We start from the raw sequence: 17,833 nt of genomic DNA on the forward strand, positions 1-17,833 counted from the left end.
TCTTCGAGGCAGGCTCAGGATTTGAATCCACCGAGGTCGGCTCCCTCTCCCTCCGGGAGAGGGCTGGGGTGAGGGGCTCTTGATCTTCGTGCCTTCAGCCATCCGTCGAGCGGCTAAGGTCTTCCCATTGCTCAATACTCTCCGCCGTCTGCTGCAACTTGTCACGCACCAAGGCCAGAGCATCACTGCCAAGCAGTAGGTGAGCCGGCGGGTTTGGGCTGTCGATAATCGTCAGCATCGCGCGTGCAGCTTTCTGCGGATCGCCCAGTTGGCGGCCGTTTTTCTCCTCCCGGGCCTTGCGCACCGGATCGAAGCTTGCGTCGTAATCACTGATACTGCGCGGCGTGCGATGCATCGAGCGGCCCGCCCAGTCGGTGCGAAACGATCCCGGTGCGACGGCGGTGACAAAAATGTTGAAGGGCGCAAGCTCCTTGCTCAAGGTGTCGGAGATCCCCTCAAGCGCAAACTTGCTGCCGCAGTACCAGGCGATCCCCAGCATGGTGATATGGCCGCCCATGGAGGTGATATTGAGGATGCGCCCCGCGCGACGCTGGCGAAAATACGGGATGAACGCCTTGGTCACCGCGACCGCACCAAACACGTTGACGTCGAACTGGCGGCGCATTTCCTCCAGTGAGGACTCTTCGAAAATCCCCTCATGACCGTAACCTGCGTTGTTGACCAGCACATCCACCGGGCCGTTACGATCCTCCACCGCCGCAACCACCGCATCGATCAGATCAAAATCGGTGACGTCCAGCAGCACGCCATGTGCGCGCTCGGGCGACAGGGACTCGAACTCAGCCAGAGCGGATTCACTGCGTACTGTGCCGATGATCTTATGGCCTTGGGCAAGTGCTTCCCTCGCCAGCGCCTGGCCGAAGCCGCTGCTGACACCAGTGATGAAAAGGGTCTTCATGGATCTGTACTCCTGCAGGCGATGAGAGAGGCCATGCTAGGGCGGATAACGCTGGCGGGCGATGCCGAATCGGATCCGAGTATTGCCTGTTCCTATCAAGAGGGTTTTCGATCAGGTCTTGCCTCAAAAAGCGGAAAAGTCCTGCGGGTTGCAAACCCGCAGGACTTTTCTTTTCCGGGCATCACGCGCTTAGGCTGCGCGACGACCCGGGGTGCGGTCAGATCCGTCAGCGGCGAGGGCCTCACCCAGTGGGGTGCGGTCTGAACCGTCGGCGGCAAGGGTCTGCTGTGGCTCGCTGACCTGGGTGAAGAAACGATCTTCCTGATTGCTCGGTAGGGCGAATGCGTTGGCGCTCAGAGCGAAAGTGGCGACGGCGAGCAGTTGGCTTACAGTTTTCATGGCGGTGACTCCGGTCTGATTCAAGGATTGAGGTCCGGGTCGTTCAGATCAACATCTGGTTAACCCGTTGCAGGGGTGTGTTCTGCATGGGTTCAGATTAGGGGGCAGGGCGGTGTCGGCGTTAGGCAGATCCTGTTGGTGATTTGCCTGATTCTGTTGCGCTGAAGTGGGGCTCGTCCGCGTTCACTGAACGAGCCCGTCGCGCTTTCTATCGACGCAGCAAGTCATCGACCGCCCGTATCGCCAGCGCATAACCGTCGGCGCCCATGCCGCAGATCACGGCATTGACCACCCCGGACATGATCGAGTGGCGATGCAATTCATCCCGTGCGTGGATGTTCGACAGGTGCAGTTCGATCAGCGGTGTGCTGAGCAACTTCAGCGCGTCGAGTACCGGAATGGAATGAAACGACAGACCGGCCGGGTTGATGATCACGGCTGCGCCTTGTTCGAAGGCTTCCTGAATCCAGTCGACCATTACGCCTTCATGGTTGGTCTGGCGAAACACGCAGAGCAGATCAAGTTCCTCGGCCAGTCGCTCACTGCTCAGGCGTATCTGCTCGAGGGTGATGTGCCCGTAAATGTGTGGCTCACGGCGGCCCAGCAGATTCAGATTCGGGCCGTTGAGAATAAAGACAGTGCGGTTCATGGTCGTCCTGCAGCGTTATTTGGAGAGAAGGGCGGTGTGGCCGTGGCTTCGGCGTTGTCTGGCGTCACGGCGTTCAGGTCGATGCCGCGGGTTTCCGGGCCGATCAGAATCATCGCCAGCGAGATCAGATTGATCACCGCGCACAGCGTCACCAACGGCCAAGGCGAATTGCCGGACTGGCTCATCAGCCACACGGCAATCATCGGCATCGGGCCGCCGATCACCAGGTTGGCGCCGGTATAGGCGAGGGCCGAGCCTGAATAGCGCACCTGGGTGGGAAAGGCTTCGGCAAACGCCACTGGCTGGATGCCGCTTTGAAACTGGGTGAAACCGAGGAACAGACCCATGATTGCCATGATGGCGGCCACGTTCAGCGTGTTGAGAATCGGGAAGTACACGAACAGGATCAGCAGGGTCATGCACGAACCGAACGTCAGCGCTTTCTTGCGACCCCAGCGATCAGACAAGTAACCACCGGCCAACGCCCCGACAATCGCGAACAGGTTGGCGACCATCAGCGACATGAAACCTGTCGACTGACTGAAGCCGAGGTGCTTGGTCAGGTAGCTAAGGGAAAAGATCACGATCAGGTAGAACAGCGCCGCGGGTGAGCAGAAAAACAGCATCAGACGCAGGATGGTCTTGTAGTGGCTGCCCATGGCCGATTTCAGCGGGCTCTTTTCCTGTTTTACCGGGTTCTTCTTCAACGCGACGAAGGCCGGGGTTTCATCGACCTTCAGGCGGATATAGATCGCGACGATCACTAGCACGAAGCTGAGCAGGAAGGGAATCCGCCAGCCGAAACTTTCAAACTGTTCGCTGGAGAGGGTGGCAGCCAGGCCCATCAAAACGCCGTTGGCCAATATCTGACTCAGCGGTGAACACACACCGAGCAGCCCGGAATAGCGCCCGCGGCGATCGCGCGTGGCATGTTCCAGCGCCATCAGTTGCGCCCCGGTGGATTCACCGCCGAGCGCGAAGCCCTGGATGATGCGCAGCAGCACCAACAGAATCGGCGCGAGAATCCCCACCTGCGCATAGGTGGGCAACAAGCCTATCAACACCGATGCCAGGCCCATCAGGGTGACGGTGGCGAGCATCAGGTTGCGTCGGCCCAGTTTGTCGCCGAGATAGCCACAGGTAATCGCGCCCAGCGGTCGGGCGGCGAGTCCGACGCCGAACGTCGCTAACGATGCCAGCAGCCCGGCGGTCGGCTCCATGGCCGGGAAAAACAGCTTGGGCAGGATGGTTGCCGACACCGCGCCGTACAGGGTGAAGTCAAACCATTCCAGCGCAGTGCCGATGGTCGCAGCGGTCACCGCCTTGCGAGGCATGCGCAAATCATGAGTCTCGTGACTGGTTGTGCTCATTGAGGGGCTCGTCATTATTTTTATTGGTTACGGGGTCCCCGTACGATTTCGCTCAGCGCTGGCTTGGGCAGATCGTCGAAGTCAGTAGACAGTAGCCCATTCGCTCTAGAGAATAATTATCGAAATCCTGATAAATAGATAAGCCAGCCTTATGGATCATTGAAATGGAATTGCGTCATCTCAAGGCCTTCGTGGTCGCCGCCGAGCTTCAGCATTTCAGCCGGGCAGCCGAACAGCTGGACATCGCGCAACCGGCGCTGAGCCAATTGATGCGTACGCTGGAGTCCGAGCTGGGGCTGGCGTTGTTCCGCCGGGAAAACCGTAGCGTGGTGTTGACGGCCGCCGGCGAGGCATTCCTGCCGCACGCGCGGCAGTCCATAGAGGCCAGTGAACGGGCGACGGCCGCGGCGCGACGTGCACGGCGCGGTGAAGTCGGCGAAATCAACATCGGTTATCACTCGGCGTTGTTCGAAGCCAACCTGCCGCAATTGCTGCGGCATTACTTCAGCACATTCCCCGAAGTCAAAGTGTCGCTGGTGGATGCCGGGATCCGCGCGCAGTTCGACATGTTGCTCGACCACAAGCTCGATCTGGCCTTTGCCCGCGTGTTCAAGGATCACTTGCCGGATCGTCTGCGTACCCATCATTTCAGCCAGTCACGCCTGGTCTTGCTGATTCCCGACAACCATGAACTGGCGGACCGCTTCAGCGGCGAGCTGGCGACACTGCGCCACGAGAAATTCGTGCTGTTGCAGGACAGCGCCGGTATCGGACTTACCTCGCATACACTGCAGGCATGCCGCCAGAACCAACTGCATCCCGAGAACATCATGTACGTGCCGTCACTGATGAGCATCCCGGGCCTGGTGGCGGCGGGCATCGGCTTGAGTATCGTGCCTGAAGCGGTCACCCGGTTGAGCATGCCGGGCATTCGGATCATCCCGCTGACGCAACCGGAAATGGTCAGTGAGCTGTCGTTGATTTCACGCATCGATGAGCGCTCCAGTGCGGTGCTGCACTTCATCGAAGAGGCGCACGGCTGGGAGTGAAAAGGTCCGCCGTCAGTCCTCTACCCACGCCCTATACAACTGCACAAACCGCACCCGCAACCACTCGATAAACACCTGCACCTGCGCTGGCAAATGCGTGCGGCTCGGGTACAGCAGCGATACCGACCGAGGCAGCGGGCGCAGCGGTTGCAGAATTTCCATCAGAGCACCGTTAGCCAAATGCTCGGCAACCGCGATACCCGGTGCCTGAATGATGCCGAAGCCCGACACGCCACACTGCACGTAAGCGTTCGATTCAGTCACGGTAATGCCTTTGCGGCTGATGTAGGTTTGCTGCTTGCCCTCAACTGAAAACTGCCAGGGCAAGGTGCGGTTGTTCTGGCCAGACAAAAAATTCACGCCTTGATGCTTCGCCAGGTCTGCAAGCGTCTGCGGTGTGCCGTGCTCGCGCAAATACTCGGGCGCAGCGCAGGTGACCATGGTCGCCAGGGCGATGGGGCGGGCGATCAGGGTTGAGTCGGGCAGCTCGCCGATGCGCAGCGCGCAGTCGATGCCTTCGCCGACCAGATCAACCGCGCGATCAGTGACGCCCAGCACCATATCGATGCCGGGGTAGGTGTCGGTGAATTCGCGCAGGCTTCTGATGAATTCCAGCTGCGCGAACGCCGTCGGAATGTCGATGCGCAGGCGGCCGGACAGCGTGGCTCCGGTGCGATCGAACATTGTGGTGGCGGCGGTGATCTCGGCCAGAATTTCCTGGACCCGCTGATAGAAAAGCTCACCCTCGGCGGTGAGCGCCACTTTCCTTGTAGTGCGCTGGAACAAGCGCACGCCCAGCGATGTTTCCAGTTCCTGAATATAGCGAGTGACCTGGGGCCGGCCAATGTCCAGCGACTCGGCAGCTTTGGTGAAACTGCCCAGCTCAGCCAGTCGGGCGAACAGGCGCATCGATTGCAGTAATTCCATGACTTTTCCGATGAGCTTCAGTGTCTGGATTTGTTGCCTGAGAATAGAACAATCCTGTCTGTTTCCAAGCATTTATTGCGCTGCTGTGAAAGCCAATCATAAGCCCAAGGCAAACCTGCTGAGGGTTTGCGGCCAATAAATGCATTTGGAGACTCACCATGAAAGCGTGGTTACTGAAAGATTTCGGGCTCGACAATCTGCAACTGGGCGAGATTGAAACGCCGCAGCCCAAGCCTGGCGAGCTGCTGGTCAAGGTCGGCGCGGTGTCGCTGAATTTCCGCGACAAGGCCATCGTTGACGGTATCTACGAGCCGCACATGGTGCCGAAACCGCTGATCCCGGTCAGCGATGCCGCCGGTACCGTGGTCGCCATCGGCGACGGTGTTACTCGTTTCAAGGTCGGCGACCGGGTCAATTCGCATCTGTATTCGCGCTGGCTGGACGGCGAGCCGGGGCCGAACGAGCCGGATTACTGCTTCGGTTCGCCGCTGCCGGGCGGTTTGGCCGAGTACATGATCATTCACCAGGACAGCGCTGTCGGCGCGCCGGCCAACATGAGCGATGAAGAGGCGGCGACCCTGCCAATCGCTGCGCTCACCGCGTGGTACTCGCTGGTGGATTTCGGCGCGATTCAACCGGGCCAGACCGTGTTGGTGCAGGGCACCGGCGGCGTGTCGATCTTCGCCGTCCAGATCGCCACGGCGCTGGGTGCCAAGGTCATCGCAACCTCAAGCAGTGATGACAACCTGCACGCGGTAAAACGGCTGGGCGCGGTCGCCGGTATCAACTACCGCACCACGCCGGACTGGGCGGACGAGGTGTTGAAACTTACCGAAGACAAGGGTGTGGATCTGCTGCTCGATGTGGCGGGAGGCAATGGCATCAATCAGTCGGTAGCAGCGACCAAAGCTTCGGGCCGAATTGCGCAGATCGGCTTTCTCACAGGGCAGACCGTCGAACTGAATCTGATGCCGCTGATCTTCCGCCAGACCACCATTCGCGGCATTGCGGTGGCACCGCGTTCGTCGTTCGACCGGATGAACGTGTTCCTCGCCGAACATGACATTCGCCCGGTGATCGACCATGTGTACCCGTTTGAACAGGCGCGTGAGGCGTATGAGCATCTAGCGAAGGGGGCGTTTGGCAAGGTGGTGATCAAGGTGGGCTGACAACGAAAAAGGCGCCGGTGAAGGCGCCTTTCTCTTGTTTCGGTTTTACGGCTCGCCACGTTCAACCATCGCGCGAGGCGGCAGGGGTGATTTCGACGAATCTTGCCGCGTGACAATGGGGTTGCGGTGCCGTCGTGCAGATGAACACACTCACTTGAAAGGTCCCGGAAAATACCTATGATTCAAAGCCTGCGCACAGGATTTTCCATCGGCGTTCGCCGCATCAATTGAGAGATCGATCCACGTGGAGTCTCGCCCCGACGAACCGCACGCATCCAGCAACAGCCATTATGTTTTCGGCCCGTTCAGCGTTTTTCCGGCGAAACGGTTGCTGGCCAGGAACGGCATTGCCGTCGAGATTGGCGGCCGCGCGCTGGATCTGTTGATTGCGTTGCTGGCGCGACCGGGGCGGGTGTTGACCAAAAGCGACCTGCTCAAGCAGGTCTGGCCCGACATCATCGTTGAAGAAGGCAGCCTGCGTTTTCACATGGCCGCTCTGCGGCGGATTCTCGGCGAGGGTGATGGACAGGCCCGCTACATCGCCACTCAGGTCGGCGTCGGCTACGCGTTTGTCGCCACGCTGGAGCGACATGAGGGTGAGGCGCAAGCCAACGTAGTCGCTGCAGACCCGGCCGATGACTGTGCATTCGAACCGCGCTGTCACCTGCCTCCACGCGCGCAGCTGTTAGGCCGGGAAACCGACGTGCAACTGGTCACCGACCATTTGCTGCAACCCAAGCTGTTCACCCTTGTCGGGCCCGGCGGTGTAGGCAAGACCAGCCTGGCCGTCGAGGTTGCCCACCGCATCAGCGCCCAGGGGAATCAGACCGTTCGTTTTGTCGATCTGGCACAGGTCGAAGACCCGACGCTGGTGCTGTCGGCGCTGGCCCGGGCGTTGGACATCGCGGTACAGGCCGAAGAGCCGATGTTCGTCCTGCTTGCACATTTGCGCATGCACAGGCTGTTACTGGTCATCGACAATTGCGAACACTTGATTGATGCGGTTTCCTCCATTGTCGAGCAGATCAGCGACGCCGCCCCGAATGTCGGCATTCTGGCTACCAGCCGCGAACCGTTGCGCGCCCGTGGCGAATACATTCACTGGCTCAACCCGCTCGAATTTCCCCGTGAGCCGCAGCTCTTGTCGATCGAAGCGTTGCTCGGTTTCGCCGCCATCCGCCTGTTTGTCGAGCGGGCTTGTTCGGGTAACGCGGCGCTGGTGCTGGACGACGATGACGCGCAACTGATCGCTGACATGTGCCGGCGCCTGGAAGGCATGGCTTTGCCGATCGAGCTTGCGGCGATGCGCGTGGCCAGCCACGGCGTGAGGTCCACCCACGCCTCATTGGGCGAGCGTTTCTCGCTGGGCTGGTCGGGACGCAGAACGGCGACGCCACGCCATCAGACCTTGCGCGGGATGCTCGACTGGAGCTACGACCTGCTGACGCCGCTGGAGCGTCTGGCACTGGAGCGTTTTTCGGTGTTCGTCGGGCCATTCTCCCTGGACGCGGCAGCGCAGGTGATCGCTGACGCGCAGATCGACCCGGCCACGGCCGCAGCGATGCTTGATGAGCTGGTCTGCAAAGGCCTGATCAGCCTCCACCAGAGCGACCCGACAGGGTCGTATCGTTTGCTGGAAATGACCCGTGCTTACACGCGCGAGAAGCTGTCCCGGCGAGGCGAGGCCGAAGTCAGCACACTGTCGTTCCGCCATGCGGCGTTTTATCTGGAGCTGCTGGGGCGTCTGGGCACTTCGCCCAATGAGATCTATGCCAACTCGGCGCGTCTTGCCAGCCAGTTGGGCAACGTTCGCAGTGCCTTGGAGTGGAGTTTCGGCCCACACGGGGATCCGGGCCTGGCATTGCCGCTCGCGGCGGCCAGCGCGGCATTGTTCCTGCATTTTTCATTGCTGGTCGAGTGCCGCACCTGGTGCGCGCGCGCGGCGGAGCTACTCGAACTTGGCTACTTCGGTACGCCGACGGAAATGGAGCTGCAAGCGGCTCTCGGTCTGGTGTTGATGTTCACCCGTGGCAACAGCGAGGCGGCGCAGAGGGCGTTGCTGCGCGCGTTCGACATCGCTGTTGCGTTGGGCGATGACTGGTCGCAACTGCGCATGCTCGGGCGATTGCAGATCTTCTATGAACGCATCGGCGATTTCGCCGCCTCGCTGGCCTGGGCCGAGCAGGCCAGCAAGGTCGGCAAGGCGCTGAACAAGCCTGAAGCTGTCGCCATTGCCGATTCTCTGGCCGGCATTTCCCATCACTTGCTCGGTGATCAGCCGCTGGCGCGGCAACAGCTGGAAAGCTCGTTGCGTAATAGCCTGCCGTCCAGACGCAGTGGGACGATCTATTACGGCTTCGACCATCGCAATCGCACCGGTCTGGCCCTGGCGCGTACGCTTTGGCTGTTGGGTTATCCGGATCAGGCCCGGCGCTGGGCCGAGCAGATCGAAACCGAGGCTGCTGCGTTGCAGCATGCGGTGACCTATTGCATTGCGATGGTCTGGATCCTGTGCATTTACCTCTGGACCGGCGATTTGCGCAAAGCCCGAGCCAGTCTCGAACGCTTCGCCAGCATCGCCGAAACCAACGCACTCGGCCCTTACATCGCCGCCGCCCAAGGGTTGCGTGCGGCCATTGCGATCCGTGCCGAAGAGCCTGGCGATGCGGTCGAGCGGCTCGAAGAAAGTCTGGCGCAGTTGCATGGCATGCGTTACGAGCTGCTCACCACGTCATTCGAAATTGCACTGGCCGAAGGTTTGGTTCTGCAGCGCCAGTATGAAAAAGCGCTGCGCGTGGTCGACGGCACGATCAGCCATTGCCGTGCCAGCGGCGATGCTTTCGCGCTGCCCGAGTTGCTGCGCATCAAGGCCAGCCTGGTCAAGATAATGGACGGCGAAAGCCTGCAGCCAGCGATCGAAATACTGCAAGCGTCACGCCATATGAGCCAGCAACAAGGCGCCTGGTCGTGGGAATTGAGGGCGTCGATGGACCTGGCCCGGACATGGCTGGAGCAGGGCGACCGGGTACAGGCGCTAGAATTACTCGAAACATGCCAGCAAAAAGTCTCGGAAGGTTTCGACACGCTCGATGTTCGCCGGCTGCATGCGCTGGTGCAGCAAGCTCATTGAGTATCCGAGCGGCGAGCTCAAGGATCGGGTCTGATCAACGCCGCCATTTTCACCAGATCCGCCAGGGACCGCGCTTGCATTTTGCGCATGACTTTGCCGCGATGGGCCTTGACGGTGATCTCGCTGATGTTGAGGTCGGCGGCAATCAGTTTGTTCAGGCGTCCGCTGACGACCCGCGCCATGATCTCCTGTTCGCGCGGGGTCAGCGAACGGTAGGCCTGCAATAGACAGCGCTGGTGCTTCACCTCGTCGAGCGCTGCATGGCTGCTCTGCAGCGCGTCGGCCATGGCTTTGAGCAATACGTCGTCATCGAACGGTTTGGTCAGAAACTCCACCGCGCCAGCCTTCAACGCACGCACGGTCAACGGAATATCGCCATAGCCGGTAATGAAAATGATCGGCATGTGGCGCTTGTCACCGGCAATCGACGTTTGCAGATCAAGACCACTGAGGTCAGGCAAATTGATATCCAGCACCAGGCAACTGGGCACGAGCGGCCGTGGCGCATCGAGAAACGCTTGCGCCGAGTCGAAAAGACGCGGCTGCCAGCCGGCGAAACCGATCAACAGCTCCAGCGATTCGCGCACGGAAATATCGTCATCGACCACGAACACCACAGGTCGGTCTTCGCCCGGCGATGCTGCGTGTCCTGTGACCCATGTGTTTTTCGAATTCACGGTGTCTGCTCCCTGTGTAACGGCGACGGGCTCAATCGAGCGGCAGCGCGGCGCTCAAGGCTTTGAGCAACTGCGCCTCGCTGAATGGCTTGATCAGGCAATCCACCGCGCCGCACTGACGCAGTTGCGCCTGTTCGCGGGCATCGCTGTGCGCGGTGATGAAGATAACCGGTACGCGATAGCCGCGAAATACCAGCTCCTTGAGCAGTTCCGGCCCCGACATACCGGGCATGGCCACATCGAGAATCAGGCAGCGCGTGGAATCCAGACAGGGCGACGCCAGATAATCCTGCGCCGAGGCAAATGCCTGCACCGCGAAGCCGAATTCCTTGATCAGATCCGGCAGCGATTCGCGCACCGACTCATCGTCGTCGACGATGGAAACGAGCAGAGGCACACTCATCGGTTTTCCTCTCTGGCATCAAAGGCATGGTCATTCGCACCCGGCTGCAGGCTCTCGCCATGCTCAGTGGCCTGTGCGGTCAGTTGTGGGAGTGAAAACTGAAACGTGGCGCCCGGGCCGTCATTGGCGCAAGCCCACAGATTGCCCTCGTGCCGTTCGATGATGGAGCGGCTGATCGACAGGCCAATGCCCATACCCGTGCTTTTGGTGGTGTAGAAAGTGTTGAATATCCGCTCCATGTCCTGCGGGTCGACACCGGCGCCGCTGTCGCGCACGGCGAGGAACACCTGTTGATCAATGGTCACGCCGGTACTGACCAGCATGTGGCGGGTGCGCTCGGTAATGCTGTGCATGGCTTCTATGGCATTCATGATCAAGTTCAGAATCACCTGCTGCAGTTGCACCCTGTCACCCTTGACCGGCGGCAGGGCGTCGGCGAATTGCGGGTGCAGCACCACGCGACTGCGCTGCAATTCACCCAGCAGCATGGCGATGACCTCTTGCGCCGCTGCGTTCAGGTCGACACTTTCCAGGGTGATACTTTTTTTCGCGAACAGCGCACGCAAGCGGTTGATCACGTCAGCGGCGCGATTGCCGTCGCGAATGGTGCGCCGGGCGGTCTCGCGGGCGCCTTCGACGTTCGGCGGGTCGGCGCCGAGCATGCGCAGGCAGGTGCTGGCATTGGTGATGATCCCGGCCAGCGGCTGGTTGACCTCATGGGCGATGGACGCGGTGACTGCGCCGAGGCTCGCCGCTCTGGCCAGATGCGTCAGCTCGGAGCGTGCCTTGCTCAGGACCTCCTCGGCCAACCGGCACTGGGTGATGTCCTGCAGCGCGGCGATGTACTCCAGACCTTCGCGTGCGTCTGCGATCGAGTGTGCAACCAGACGAACGTATTTGACTGCACCGTCAGGCATCAGCAGGCGATGCTCATGTTCGAAGTCCCGACCCTGGCGGCGCTGGCGCCGGATCATTTCGCGATGGCTGGACAGGTCGTCCGGGTGAACGCGCCGATAGATCGCGTCAAAGCTCGGCGTGGTGGCCGGGTCCAGTTCGAGGATCCGGTAGACCTCGTCAGACCAGGTGATCTCGTCGCTGCTTACGCGCCAGGAAAACGTCCCCGTCGCGCTCAGACGCTGGGCTTTGGCGAGAAAGGCTTCGCTCTGCTTGAGCGCAGCCTCGGCGCGCACCCGGTCAATGGCAATGCTGGCCAGATGGGTGAACTGCGCAATGAGATTCTGTTGCCGTGCTGACAGTGCCGTGGTTGACCGGCGCAGCACTGACAGCACACCGCTGACGTCGCCACTGTTGGCGCTGATCGGCATCGAGCAGTGGCCCCGAAAGCCATGGGCCAGCGCCGCCGCGCCCCAATCGCTCCAGCGCGGTTCCTGCAGAAGGTCATCGCTCATGATCGGTGTATGGGTGGTGGCGGCCATGATGATCGGACTTTGATCGGCGCGCCGCAGTTTTGCGTCGATACCTGGCAACAGGTCTGCAGGCAGGCCTGTCGCCGTCCCCTGAAGCACTCGCAATGCCGGTTCATGTGTTTTTGCACGCCGCTTGGGTTCGACCAGCACGACGCTGGCGGCACAGTTTTCGATCAGGCCTTCGATGATTTCGCACAGTGTCTGCAGGATAACGGGCAAGGATGTGCCGCCGGCCATCAGGGCCAGCAGGCGTTTTTCCCCGTCGAGCAGCAGTTGCGCCTGCTTGCGGTCGTCGATATCGGTGTTCTCGCCATACCAGCGCAATACATGCCCGGCGGCGTCGCGCTGCGGTACGGCTCTGATCAGAAACCAGCGAAAAGTACCGTCGAAACGACGCAGACGTGCCTCGTACTCACCGGCGTTACCTGACTGCAACAGCCCGTGCCAATAGTGCTCCAGACGGTTGGCGTCGTCGGGATGGATCGAGGCCGTCCAGCCGCTGCCACAGGCTTCGCTGAGGGTCATGCCGGTGTAATCGCACCAGCGTTGATTGACGAAACTGACGCTGCCTTGCGGCGAAGCGCTCCAGACAAACCCAGGCACGGCGTCGATGATGTTGCGCAGGCGATCCTCCGAAGCGCTGACTTCCGCCAGCGCCTGGGCGATCAATGCCTTGTCGCGCCGACGTTCGTCGATATCCACCTGCAACACGCACCAACGGGTGATGTCGCCCTGGCTGTCGCGCAGTGGCAGGCCACGCACATGGAACCAGCGATAGGCGCCGTCACTGCGACGGATGCGGTGCTCGATCATGTAGGGTTCGCCGTTGGTGACCGAATGCGTCCACGCGGCGATGACCGATGGCAAATCGTCTGGATGCACGGTATCGCTGGCGGCCCAGTTTTTCAGCACGTCGAGGGGATAACCAATGTAGTCCTGAATCTGCCGGTTGACCTGCTCCAGTTCCCCGGTCGGGGTCATGAACGCGACCATCGCCGGGATGCTGTCGATGATCAGGTCGACGTCAAAGGGCTTGCCGGCATCGGCGGTGGCGATGGGCTCGGCAGACGTTGTTTCAGTGCCCAGCGCGCAAATTCCTGCGGGTCGGTCTGTGCTCGACTCCAGCCTGGAAAAACGCCACATGAACCGCCGATAACGGCCGTCATGGCGCAAGAGGCGGGCGGCGATCGGCTGGGAGCCGTCAACGTCTGCAGTGGCGCGCAAGCGCTCGAGCAGCACGGCACGATCATCGGGATGAATCGCCGATTGCCAGGCGCCACCCATGGCAGCAACGTCATCGCCTCCGGTGAAGGCCTGCCATTGCCGGTTGGCGTAATCGACAAAGCCATCCGGCGCTGCGGTCAAAACCACGCCCGGCAGCGCGTCCATGACGTGCTTGAGGTCATTCGCCATACCGATTCTCGTTGTGCTGTCGCCATTGAACAAAGATGCGCCTTTGGCCCGCGCTCGCCCATCATACTTTGGTGTCGCCCGAGGCGAATATCCCCGCCGTTGCGTCTTCCCAGGCATCTCACAGACCTCGTTCAAACACTCTGCCCGCACTTGTGTAAGCCACTGTATCAACGAGCAGCGCGGTTACATCAGCATGCAAACCGCGCCGTTGACGAAACATCGCAGATACACCCCCCGCGCAGCATTGGCAGCGGTTTCAACGTCACTCGACGCTTGAATGAATTCAACATGACGCCTGTTCTGCGGTGATGACATACGGCAGGGCAGAGCGTCCGCGCGGCAGGCTCGACACTTATGAAAGCGATGGTGATGCATACGTTCGGCGATCCCGATGTCATGGCCCTGGAGGACATCCAACTGTCGGCACCGGGCCCTGGGCAGGCGCTGGTCAAGGTCATGGCGGCGGGTATCAACTTCATGGACACCGGCACCCGCCGGGGCCTGGGCGCGGCATGGTCGTTGCCGCTGACGCCGGGCGTCGAAGGTGCGGGGCTGGTGATGGCCATCGGACCGGGCGTGCGCGATGTCCAGCCCGGCGATCGGGTTGCCTGGCACTACGTACCCGGCAGTTATGCGCAGCAAGTACTCGCGCCGGTCAGTCAATTGGTGCCACTGCCCGACGCCATCGACTTTGACACGGCGGCGAGCGTGATGATGCAGGGCCTGACGGCGAGCAATCTGGTCAACAGCGTGTATGCCGTTCGCCCTGGTGACATCGCCTTCGTCCATGCTGCCGCTGGTGGTGTAGGGCAGATGCTCACCCAACTGATCAAACTGCGTGGGGGCAAGGTAATAGGCCGGGTTTCCCAGGCCGACAAGGTCGATGCGGTCATTGCGGCGGGCGCCGACTATGTGGTGATCGGTCGGGCGAGCCAGGTTGCCAGCCAAGTGTTGCGTCTGACCGAAGGCCAGCGGGTCAATGTGGTCTATGACGGCACCGGGGCAGAAGGCTTTGCTGATTCGATCGAACTGCTGGATTACTTCGGCACGCTGGCCCTGTACGGGCCGTTCATGAATGCGATCGCGCCGATTGATGTCTTTTCCCTGCCGCGCAGCATCAAGCTGACTTACCCGTCGGTCATGCATTACGTGCGCAGCCGTGAAGCCTTGCTGGAACATTCCCGGGAGTTGTTCGCCTGGGTGCTTGAAGGCAAGTTGAAAACCATGATCGGCCGACGCTATTCGTTGGCGCAGGCCGCGCAGGCCCATCGCGATATCGAGTCACGACGGACGTCCGGCAAGTTGATCATCAATCCCTGACAACGTGGCAGCTGCCCATCCACCTGACCCGGAGCAATCGACATGAACTGGTAAAACCTCAGCCTCGACTCACGGTGTGCTGCATGCCTTCGAGCCTCTGCAGCCACGCCAGACCAGCAGTGCCGCCAGGACCTGATTGCCGGCGAAAAACATGAACAGATCCTGTGCGGTCCATCGTGCGTCCAGAAGCATGCCGGCGATGACCGGGGAGACGATGGCGCCGATGCGCCCCGTCGCCAGGACCACGCCAACGCCCGTGGTGCGAATCGCGGTAGCAAATGCTTGCGGAGTGAGAATGAAGATCGCCGCGATGGCGCCGTTGAGCAGCAGGCCGGTGGTGACGCACGCGACGATGGCCAAACCCGCCGCGCCCGTGGCTGGCACAATCAGGATCATCACGCCGGAATTGAACAGCAGAAAGCTCAGCAGCAATCGTCGGCAGCCAAAACGATTGGCCGCCAGCCCCATCAATAGCGCCCCGGACATGCCGCCAGCGCACAGCAGTACGCCACTGACCGCGCCCTGTTGTTCGGAAAAACCGTTTCGGGTCATCAGTGTCGGGGTCCAGCTCATCACAAAGTAAAAGCACGCCATCAATAACAGCAATGCCAGCGCGAGGGAGGTGGTCTGCTGCCACTGCCCGGCGACAAACAGCGGCCGGTACTGCGTGTAGGGCAACGTCTTCGTGCCGACCTGAATTGTTTGCCGGTCAAGCGCGAGAAACGGGCCCGACTCGCGCAGCCACAGAGCGCCCGCCAGGGTGGCCGCCAGTGTGATCAGCCCGCCCGTGAGAAATACGTAACGCCAGCCAGCGCCGACGTTCAGCGCATGGGCCAACAGGCCACCCAGGCTGGCGCCGCAAGCGAAGGCCATCGACTGGAGAGCGATGGCCAGGTGGCGTCGATTGACGCTGGCGCGTTCGTAAGTCAGCACATTGGCGGCCACCAGCACCACACCGGTACCGATGCCCGTCAGCACGCGCAACGCCATCAACCCGCAGTGACCCGCGCTCCAGAACGACAGCAGCATGCTCACGCCACTGAGCAATAACCCGGCCAGCAAGATCGGCCGCCGTCCGTAGCGATCTGCAAGCGGCCCGGCCAGCAGCGAACCGAGCGCCATGCCAACCAGACTGGCACTGAGCAGCAGGCCGGTCTGTGCACCGGTCAATGCCCATTCTCTGGCGACGCTGCTGGCAGTGAATGCCATGGCCATCACGTCCATGCCGTCAATCACGTTGAACAGCATGCACAGGCCGATCATCCGCCACTGGGAGAAGGGCGCGGCAGTGTCATCCGCCGCCTTGAGCATTGTTTCCCCGCGCATCGCTGTTTCCTGGACGTTATTGTTTTTTCGAGAGCCCCAATGCTGGCAATGCGCTGCGGCGGCGTCGAGCTTTTTCTCTGATCCTGATTTTGCCCAGTGTGCCGGGCTGCGCTGGCCTCTGATACCAAAGTATCGACCGACACCATCGTGTAATCGTCCGAGAAGTCAGCCGATGATTTGATCGGGCTGCGTCAACTGCGCTGTCGCGAATGACGCCGCTGAACCCTGCGTCCCGGCCGCGTCGCCGACCTCTGACACCGTCGTGGCAGCAGGCACCGACTTTCCAAGGAGATTGATCATGCGTGTGGCTTCCCCCCTTATTACATGGCGCAGACGCGTCAGGGCAGGCATCTTCGGTTTTGCGACCCTGGCGGCCAGTTGTGGTGCATGGGCGGCCAGCACGGCCGCCGAACAACCGGGCACCAGCGTGGCGGCGGCGCAGGCGCAAGCCATTCGCCCGTACCGGATTCATGTCGATGAAGCGCAATTGACCGACTTGCGCAAACGCATCGCCGACACTCGCTGGCCGGATAAGGAAACGGTCAATGACGACTCACAAGGTGTGCAACTGGCTCAGGTCAAGGAGCTAGTGAAGTACTGGGGCAACGGTTATGACTGGCGCAAAGCCGAGGCGAAGCTCAATGCCTTGCCCGAGTTCGTTACCACCATCGACGGTGTCGACATTCAATTCATTCATGTGCGCTCACGCAACCCCAATGCCATGCCACTGATTCTGACCCACGGCTGGCCCGGCTCGCAGTTCGAGTTCCTCAGCGCCATCGGCCCGTTGACCGACCCGACGGCATACGGCGGGCGGGCAGAAGACTCTTTCGACGTGGTGATTCCGTCGATCCCCGGCCACGGTTTTTCCGGCAAACCGACCGAGTTGGGCTGGGGACCCGATCGGGTAGCCAAAGCCTGGGATGTACTGATGAAACGCCTGGGTTACAGCCATTATGTATCTCAGGGCGGCGACCACGGCTCGGTTATTTCCGATGCATTGGGTCGCCTCTCACCGCCCGGACTCCTGGGGATTCACCTGAACATGCCGGCGACCGTGCCGCCGGAGCTGGTCAAGCCGATCAACAGTGGCGATCCGGCGCCCGACGGGCTGAGTGAACCCGAGCGTAACGCCTATAACGCCCTCAGCACTTTCTTCGGTCGCAACGCTGCCTACGGCGCCATGATGGTGACCCGGCCGCAGACCATCGGCTATCTGCTGGCCGATTCGCCGGCCGGCAGTGCGGCGTGGATGTATGAAAAATTTGCAGCCTGGACCGACAGTGACGGCCACCCGGAGCGCGTGCTCAGCCGTGATGAAATGCTCGACGACATCAGCCTGTACTGGCTGACCAACACGGGTGCGGCGTCCTCGCGTTTCTATTGGGAGAACAACAACAATAACTTCAGCGCCGCCGCGCAGAAGACCAGCGCCATCAAGGTGCCGGTGGCGATCACGGTGTTCCCGCATGAAATCTACCGCGCGCCGAAAGTCTGGGCGCAGCGTGCGTACCCATCGCTCTCCTATTACAACGAGGTCAGCAAGGGCGGCCATTTCGCCGCGTGGGAACAACCGCAACTGTTCAGCGAAGAACTGCGCGAGGCGTTCCGCCCCCTGCGGGCTGCGGTTCAGACAACCTCGCATTGAAGCTATC

Annotated in this window: 14 protein-coding genes; 5 read left to right on the forward strand and 9 right to left on the reverse strand. The window is 61.1% G+C overall.

What is annotated here, in order from left to right:
• Positions 1–94: 94 nt before the first annotated feature.
• The 4 genes from J2Y90_RS16940 to J2Y90_RS16955 form a co-directional block, all read right to left on the reverse strand.
• Entirely contained in the window at positions 95–919 is an 825-nt protein-coding gene (locus tag J2Y90_RS16940) for an oxidoreductase (RefSeq protein ID WP_253500945.1), read from the reverse strand.
• A 189-nt stretch (positions 920–1,108) separates the two neighbouring features.
• Positions 1,109–1,318, reverse strand: a complete 210-nt coding sequence (locus J2Y90_RS16945; protein ID WP_253500946.1) for a hypothetical protein — start codon at positions 1,316–1,318, stop codon at positions 1,109–1,111.
• Positions 1,319–1,526: 208 nt separating this feature from the next.
• Positions 1,527–1,967, reverse strand: a complete 441-nt coding sequence (locus J2Y90_RS16950; protein WP_253500947.1) for a type II 3-dehydroquinate dehydratase — start codon at positions 1,965–1,967, stop codon at positions 1,527–1,529.
• Entirely contained in the window at positions 1,964–3,337 is a 1,374-nt protein-coding gene (locus J2Y90_RS16955; RefSeq protein WP_253500948.1) for an MFS transporter, read from the reverse strand. Before J2Y90_RS16955 ends, J2Y90_RS16950 begins: the two co-directional genes overlap by 4 nt.
• 164 nt (positions 3,338–3,501) lie before the next feature.
• On the opposite strand from J2Y90_RS16955, the gene J2Y90_RS16960 reads away from it, so the two are divergent.
• Positions 3,502–4,386 (forward strand): LysR family transcriptional regulator, encoded by an 885-nt coding sequence (locus J2Y90_RS16960; RefSeq protein ID WP_253500949.1) that lies wholly within the window; start codon positions 3,502–3,504, stop codon positions 4,384–4,386.
• Positions 4,387–4,398: 12 nt separating this feature from the next.
• On the opposite strand, the gene J2Y90_RS16965 is transcribed toward J2Y90_RS16960, so the two are convergent.
• Positions 4,399–5,313 (reverse strand): LysR family transcriptional regulator, encoded by a 915-nt coding sequence (locus tag J2Y90_RS16965; protein ID WP_253500950.1) that lies wholly within the window; start codon positions 5,311–5,313, stop codon positions 4,399–4,401.
• Positions 5,314–5,471: 158 nt separating this feature from the next.
• On the opposite strand from J2Y90_RS16965, the gene J2Y90_RS16970 reads away from it, so the two are divergent.
• Both J2Y90_RS16970 and J2Y90_RS16975 read left to right on the forward strand, forming a co-directional pair.
• Positions 5,472–6,482 (forward strand): zinc-dependent alcohol dehydrogenase family protein, encoded by a 1,011-nt coding sequence (locus J2Y90_RS16970; RefSeq protein ID WP_253500951.1) that lies wholly within the window; start codon positions 5,472–5,474, stop codon positions 6,480–6,482.
• Positions 6,483–6,726: 244 nt separating this feature from the next.
• Positions 6,727–9,612, forward strand: a complete 2,886-nt coding sequence (locus tag J2Y90_RS16975; RefSeq protein WP_253500952.1) for an ATP-binding protein — start codon at positions 6,727–6,729, stop codon at positions 9,610–9,612.
• 17 nt (positions 9,613–9,629) lie between these two features.
• Here J2Y90_RS16975 and J2Y90_RS16980 read toward each other — a convergent pair whose 3' ends face one another.
• From J2Y90_RS16980 to J2Y90_RS16990, 3 genes are read right to left on the reverse strand one after another with little or no spacing between them, the layout of a single operon-like run.
• The gene (locus J2Y90_RS16980; protein ID WP_253500953.1) at positions 9,630–10,289 is read right to left on the reverse strand and encodes a response regulator transcription factor; all 660 of its coding nucleotides are present in this window, start codon (positions 10,287–10,289) and stop codon (positions 9,630–9,632) included.
• A 31-nt stretch (positions 10,290–10,320) separates the two neighbouring features.
• Positions 10,321–10,692: a response regulator gene (locus J2Y90_RS16985; protein WP_253500954.1), complete on the reverse strand. Its 372-nt coding sequence runs from the start codon at positions 10,690–10,692 to the stop codon at positions 10,321–10,323.
• Positions 10,689–13,532, reverse strand: coding sequence for a PAS domain-containing protein (locus J2Y90_RS16990; protein ID WP_253500955.1), 2,844 nt, complete (start codon positions 13,530–13,532; stop codon positions 10,689–10,691). The genes J2Y90_RS16985 and J2Y90_RS16990 overlap by 4 nt, the downstream gene beginning before the upstream one ends.
• A gap of 354 nt (positions 13,533–13,886) precedes the next feature.
• On the opposite strand from J2Y90_RS16990, the gene J2Y90_RS16995 reads away from it, so the two are divergent.
• On the forward strand, positions 13,887–14,852 hold the full coding sequence (locus J2Y90_RS16995) for a quinone oxidoreductase family protein (protein ID WP_253500956.1): 966 nt from the start codon (positions 13,887–13,889) through the stop codon (positions 14,850–14,852).
• A 69-nt stretch (positions 14,853–14,921) separates the two neighbouring features.
• Here J2Y90_RS16995 and J2Y90_RS17000 read toward each other — a convergent pair whose 3' ends face one another.
• The gene (locus tag J2Y90_RS17000; RefSeq protein WP_253500957.1) at positions 14,922–16,178 is read right to left on the reverse strand and encodes an MFS transporter; all 1,257 of its coding nucleotides are present in this window, start codon (positions 16,176–16,178) and stop codon (positions 14,922–14,924) included.
• Between the two features lie 298 nt (positions 16,179–16,476).
• Between J2Y90_RS17000 and J2Y90_RS17005 the strand changes: the two genes are divergently transcribed.
• Positions 16,477–17,826: an epoxide hydrolase family protein gene (locus J2Y90_RS17005; protein ID WP_253500958.1), complete on the forward strand. Its 1,350-nt coding sequence runs from the start codon at positions 16,477–16,479 to the stop codon at positions 17,824–17,826.
• The last annotated feature ends 7 nt before the right edge of the window (positions 17,827–17,833 follow it).

The organism is Pseudomonas koreensis (genome assembly GCF_024169245.1).
Lineage (GTDB): Bacteria > Pseudomonadota > Gammaproteobacteria > Pseudomonadales > Pseudomonadaceae > Aquipseudomonas > Aquipseudomonas koreensis_F.

Coding starts and splice junctions, on each gene's coding strand:
- J2Y90_RS17000 (WP_253500957.1), bottom strand. CDS start 16,178: ATGCGCGGGGAAACAATGCTCAAGGCGGCGGATGACACTGCCGCGCCC.
- J2Y90_RS16945 (WP_253500946.1), bottom strand. CDS start 1,318: ATGAAAACTGTAAGCCAACTGCTCGCCGTCGCCACTTTCGCTCTGAGC.
- J2Y90_RS17005 (WP_253500958.1), top strand. CDS start 16,477: ATGCGTGTGGCTTCCCCCCTTATTACATGGCGCAGACGCGTCAGGGCA.
- J2Y90_RS16940 (WP_253500945.1), bottom strand. CDS start 919: ATGAAGACCCTTTTCATCACTGGTGTCAGCAGCGGCTTCGGCCAGGCG.
- J2Y90_RS16965 (WP_253500950.1), bottom strand. CDS start 5,313: ATGGAATTACTGCAATCGATGCGCCTGTTCGCCCGACTGGCTGAGCTG.
- J2Y90_RS16960 (WP_253500949.1), top strand. CDS start 3,502: ATGGAATTGCGTCATCTCAAGGCCTTCGTGGTCGCCGCCGAGCTTCAG.
- J2Y90_RS16990 (WP_253500955.1), bottom strand. CDS start 13,532: ATGGCGAATGACCTCAAGCACGTCATGGACGCGCTGCCGGGCGTGGTT.
- J2Y90_RS16995 (WP_253500956.1), top strand. CDS start 13,887: ATGAAAGCGATGGTGATGCATACGTTCGGCGATCCCGATGTCATGGCC.
- J2Y90_RS16985 (WP_253500954.1), bottom strand. CDS start 10,692: ATGAGTGTGCCTCTGCTCGTTTCCATCGTCGACGACGATGAGTCGGTG.
- J2Y90_RS16950 (WP_253500947.1), bottom strand. CDS start 1,967: ATGAACCGCACTGTCTTTATTCTCAACGGCCCGAATCTGAATCTGCTG.
- J2Y90_RS16955 (WP_253500948.1), bottom strand. CDS start 3,337: ATGAGCACAACCAGTCACGAGACTCATGATTTGCGCATGCCTCGCAAG.
- J2Y90_RS16970 (WP_253500951.1), top strand. CDS start 5,472: ATGAAAGCGTGGTTACTGAAAGATTTCGGGCTCGACAATCTGCAACTG.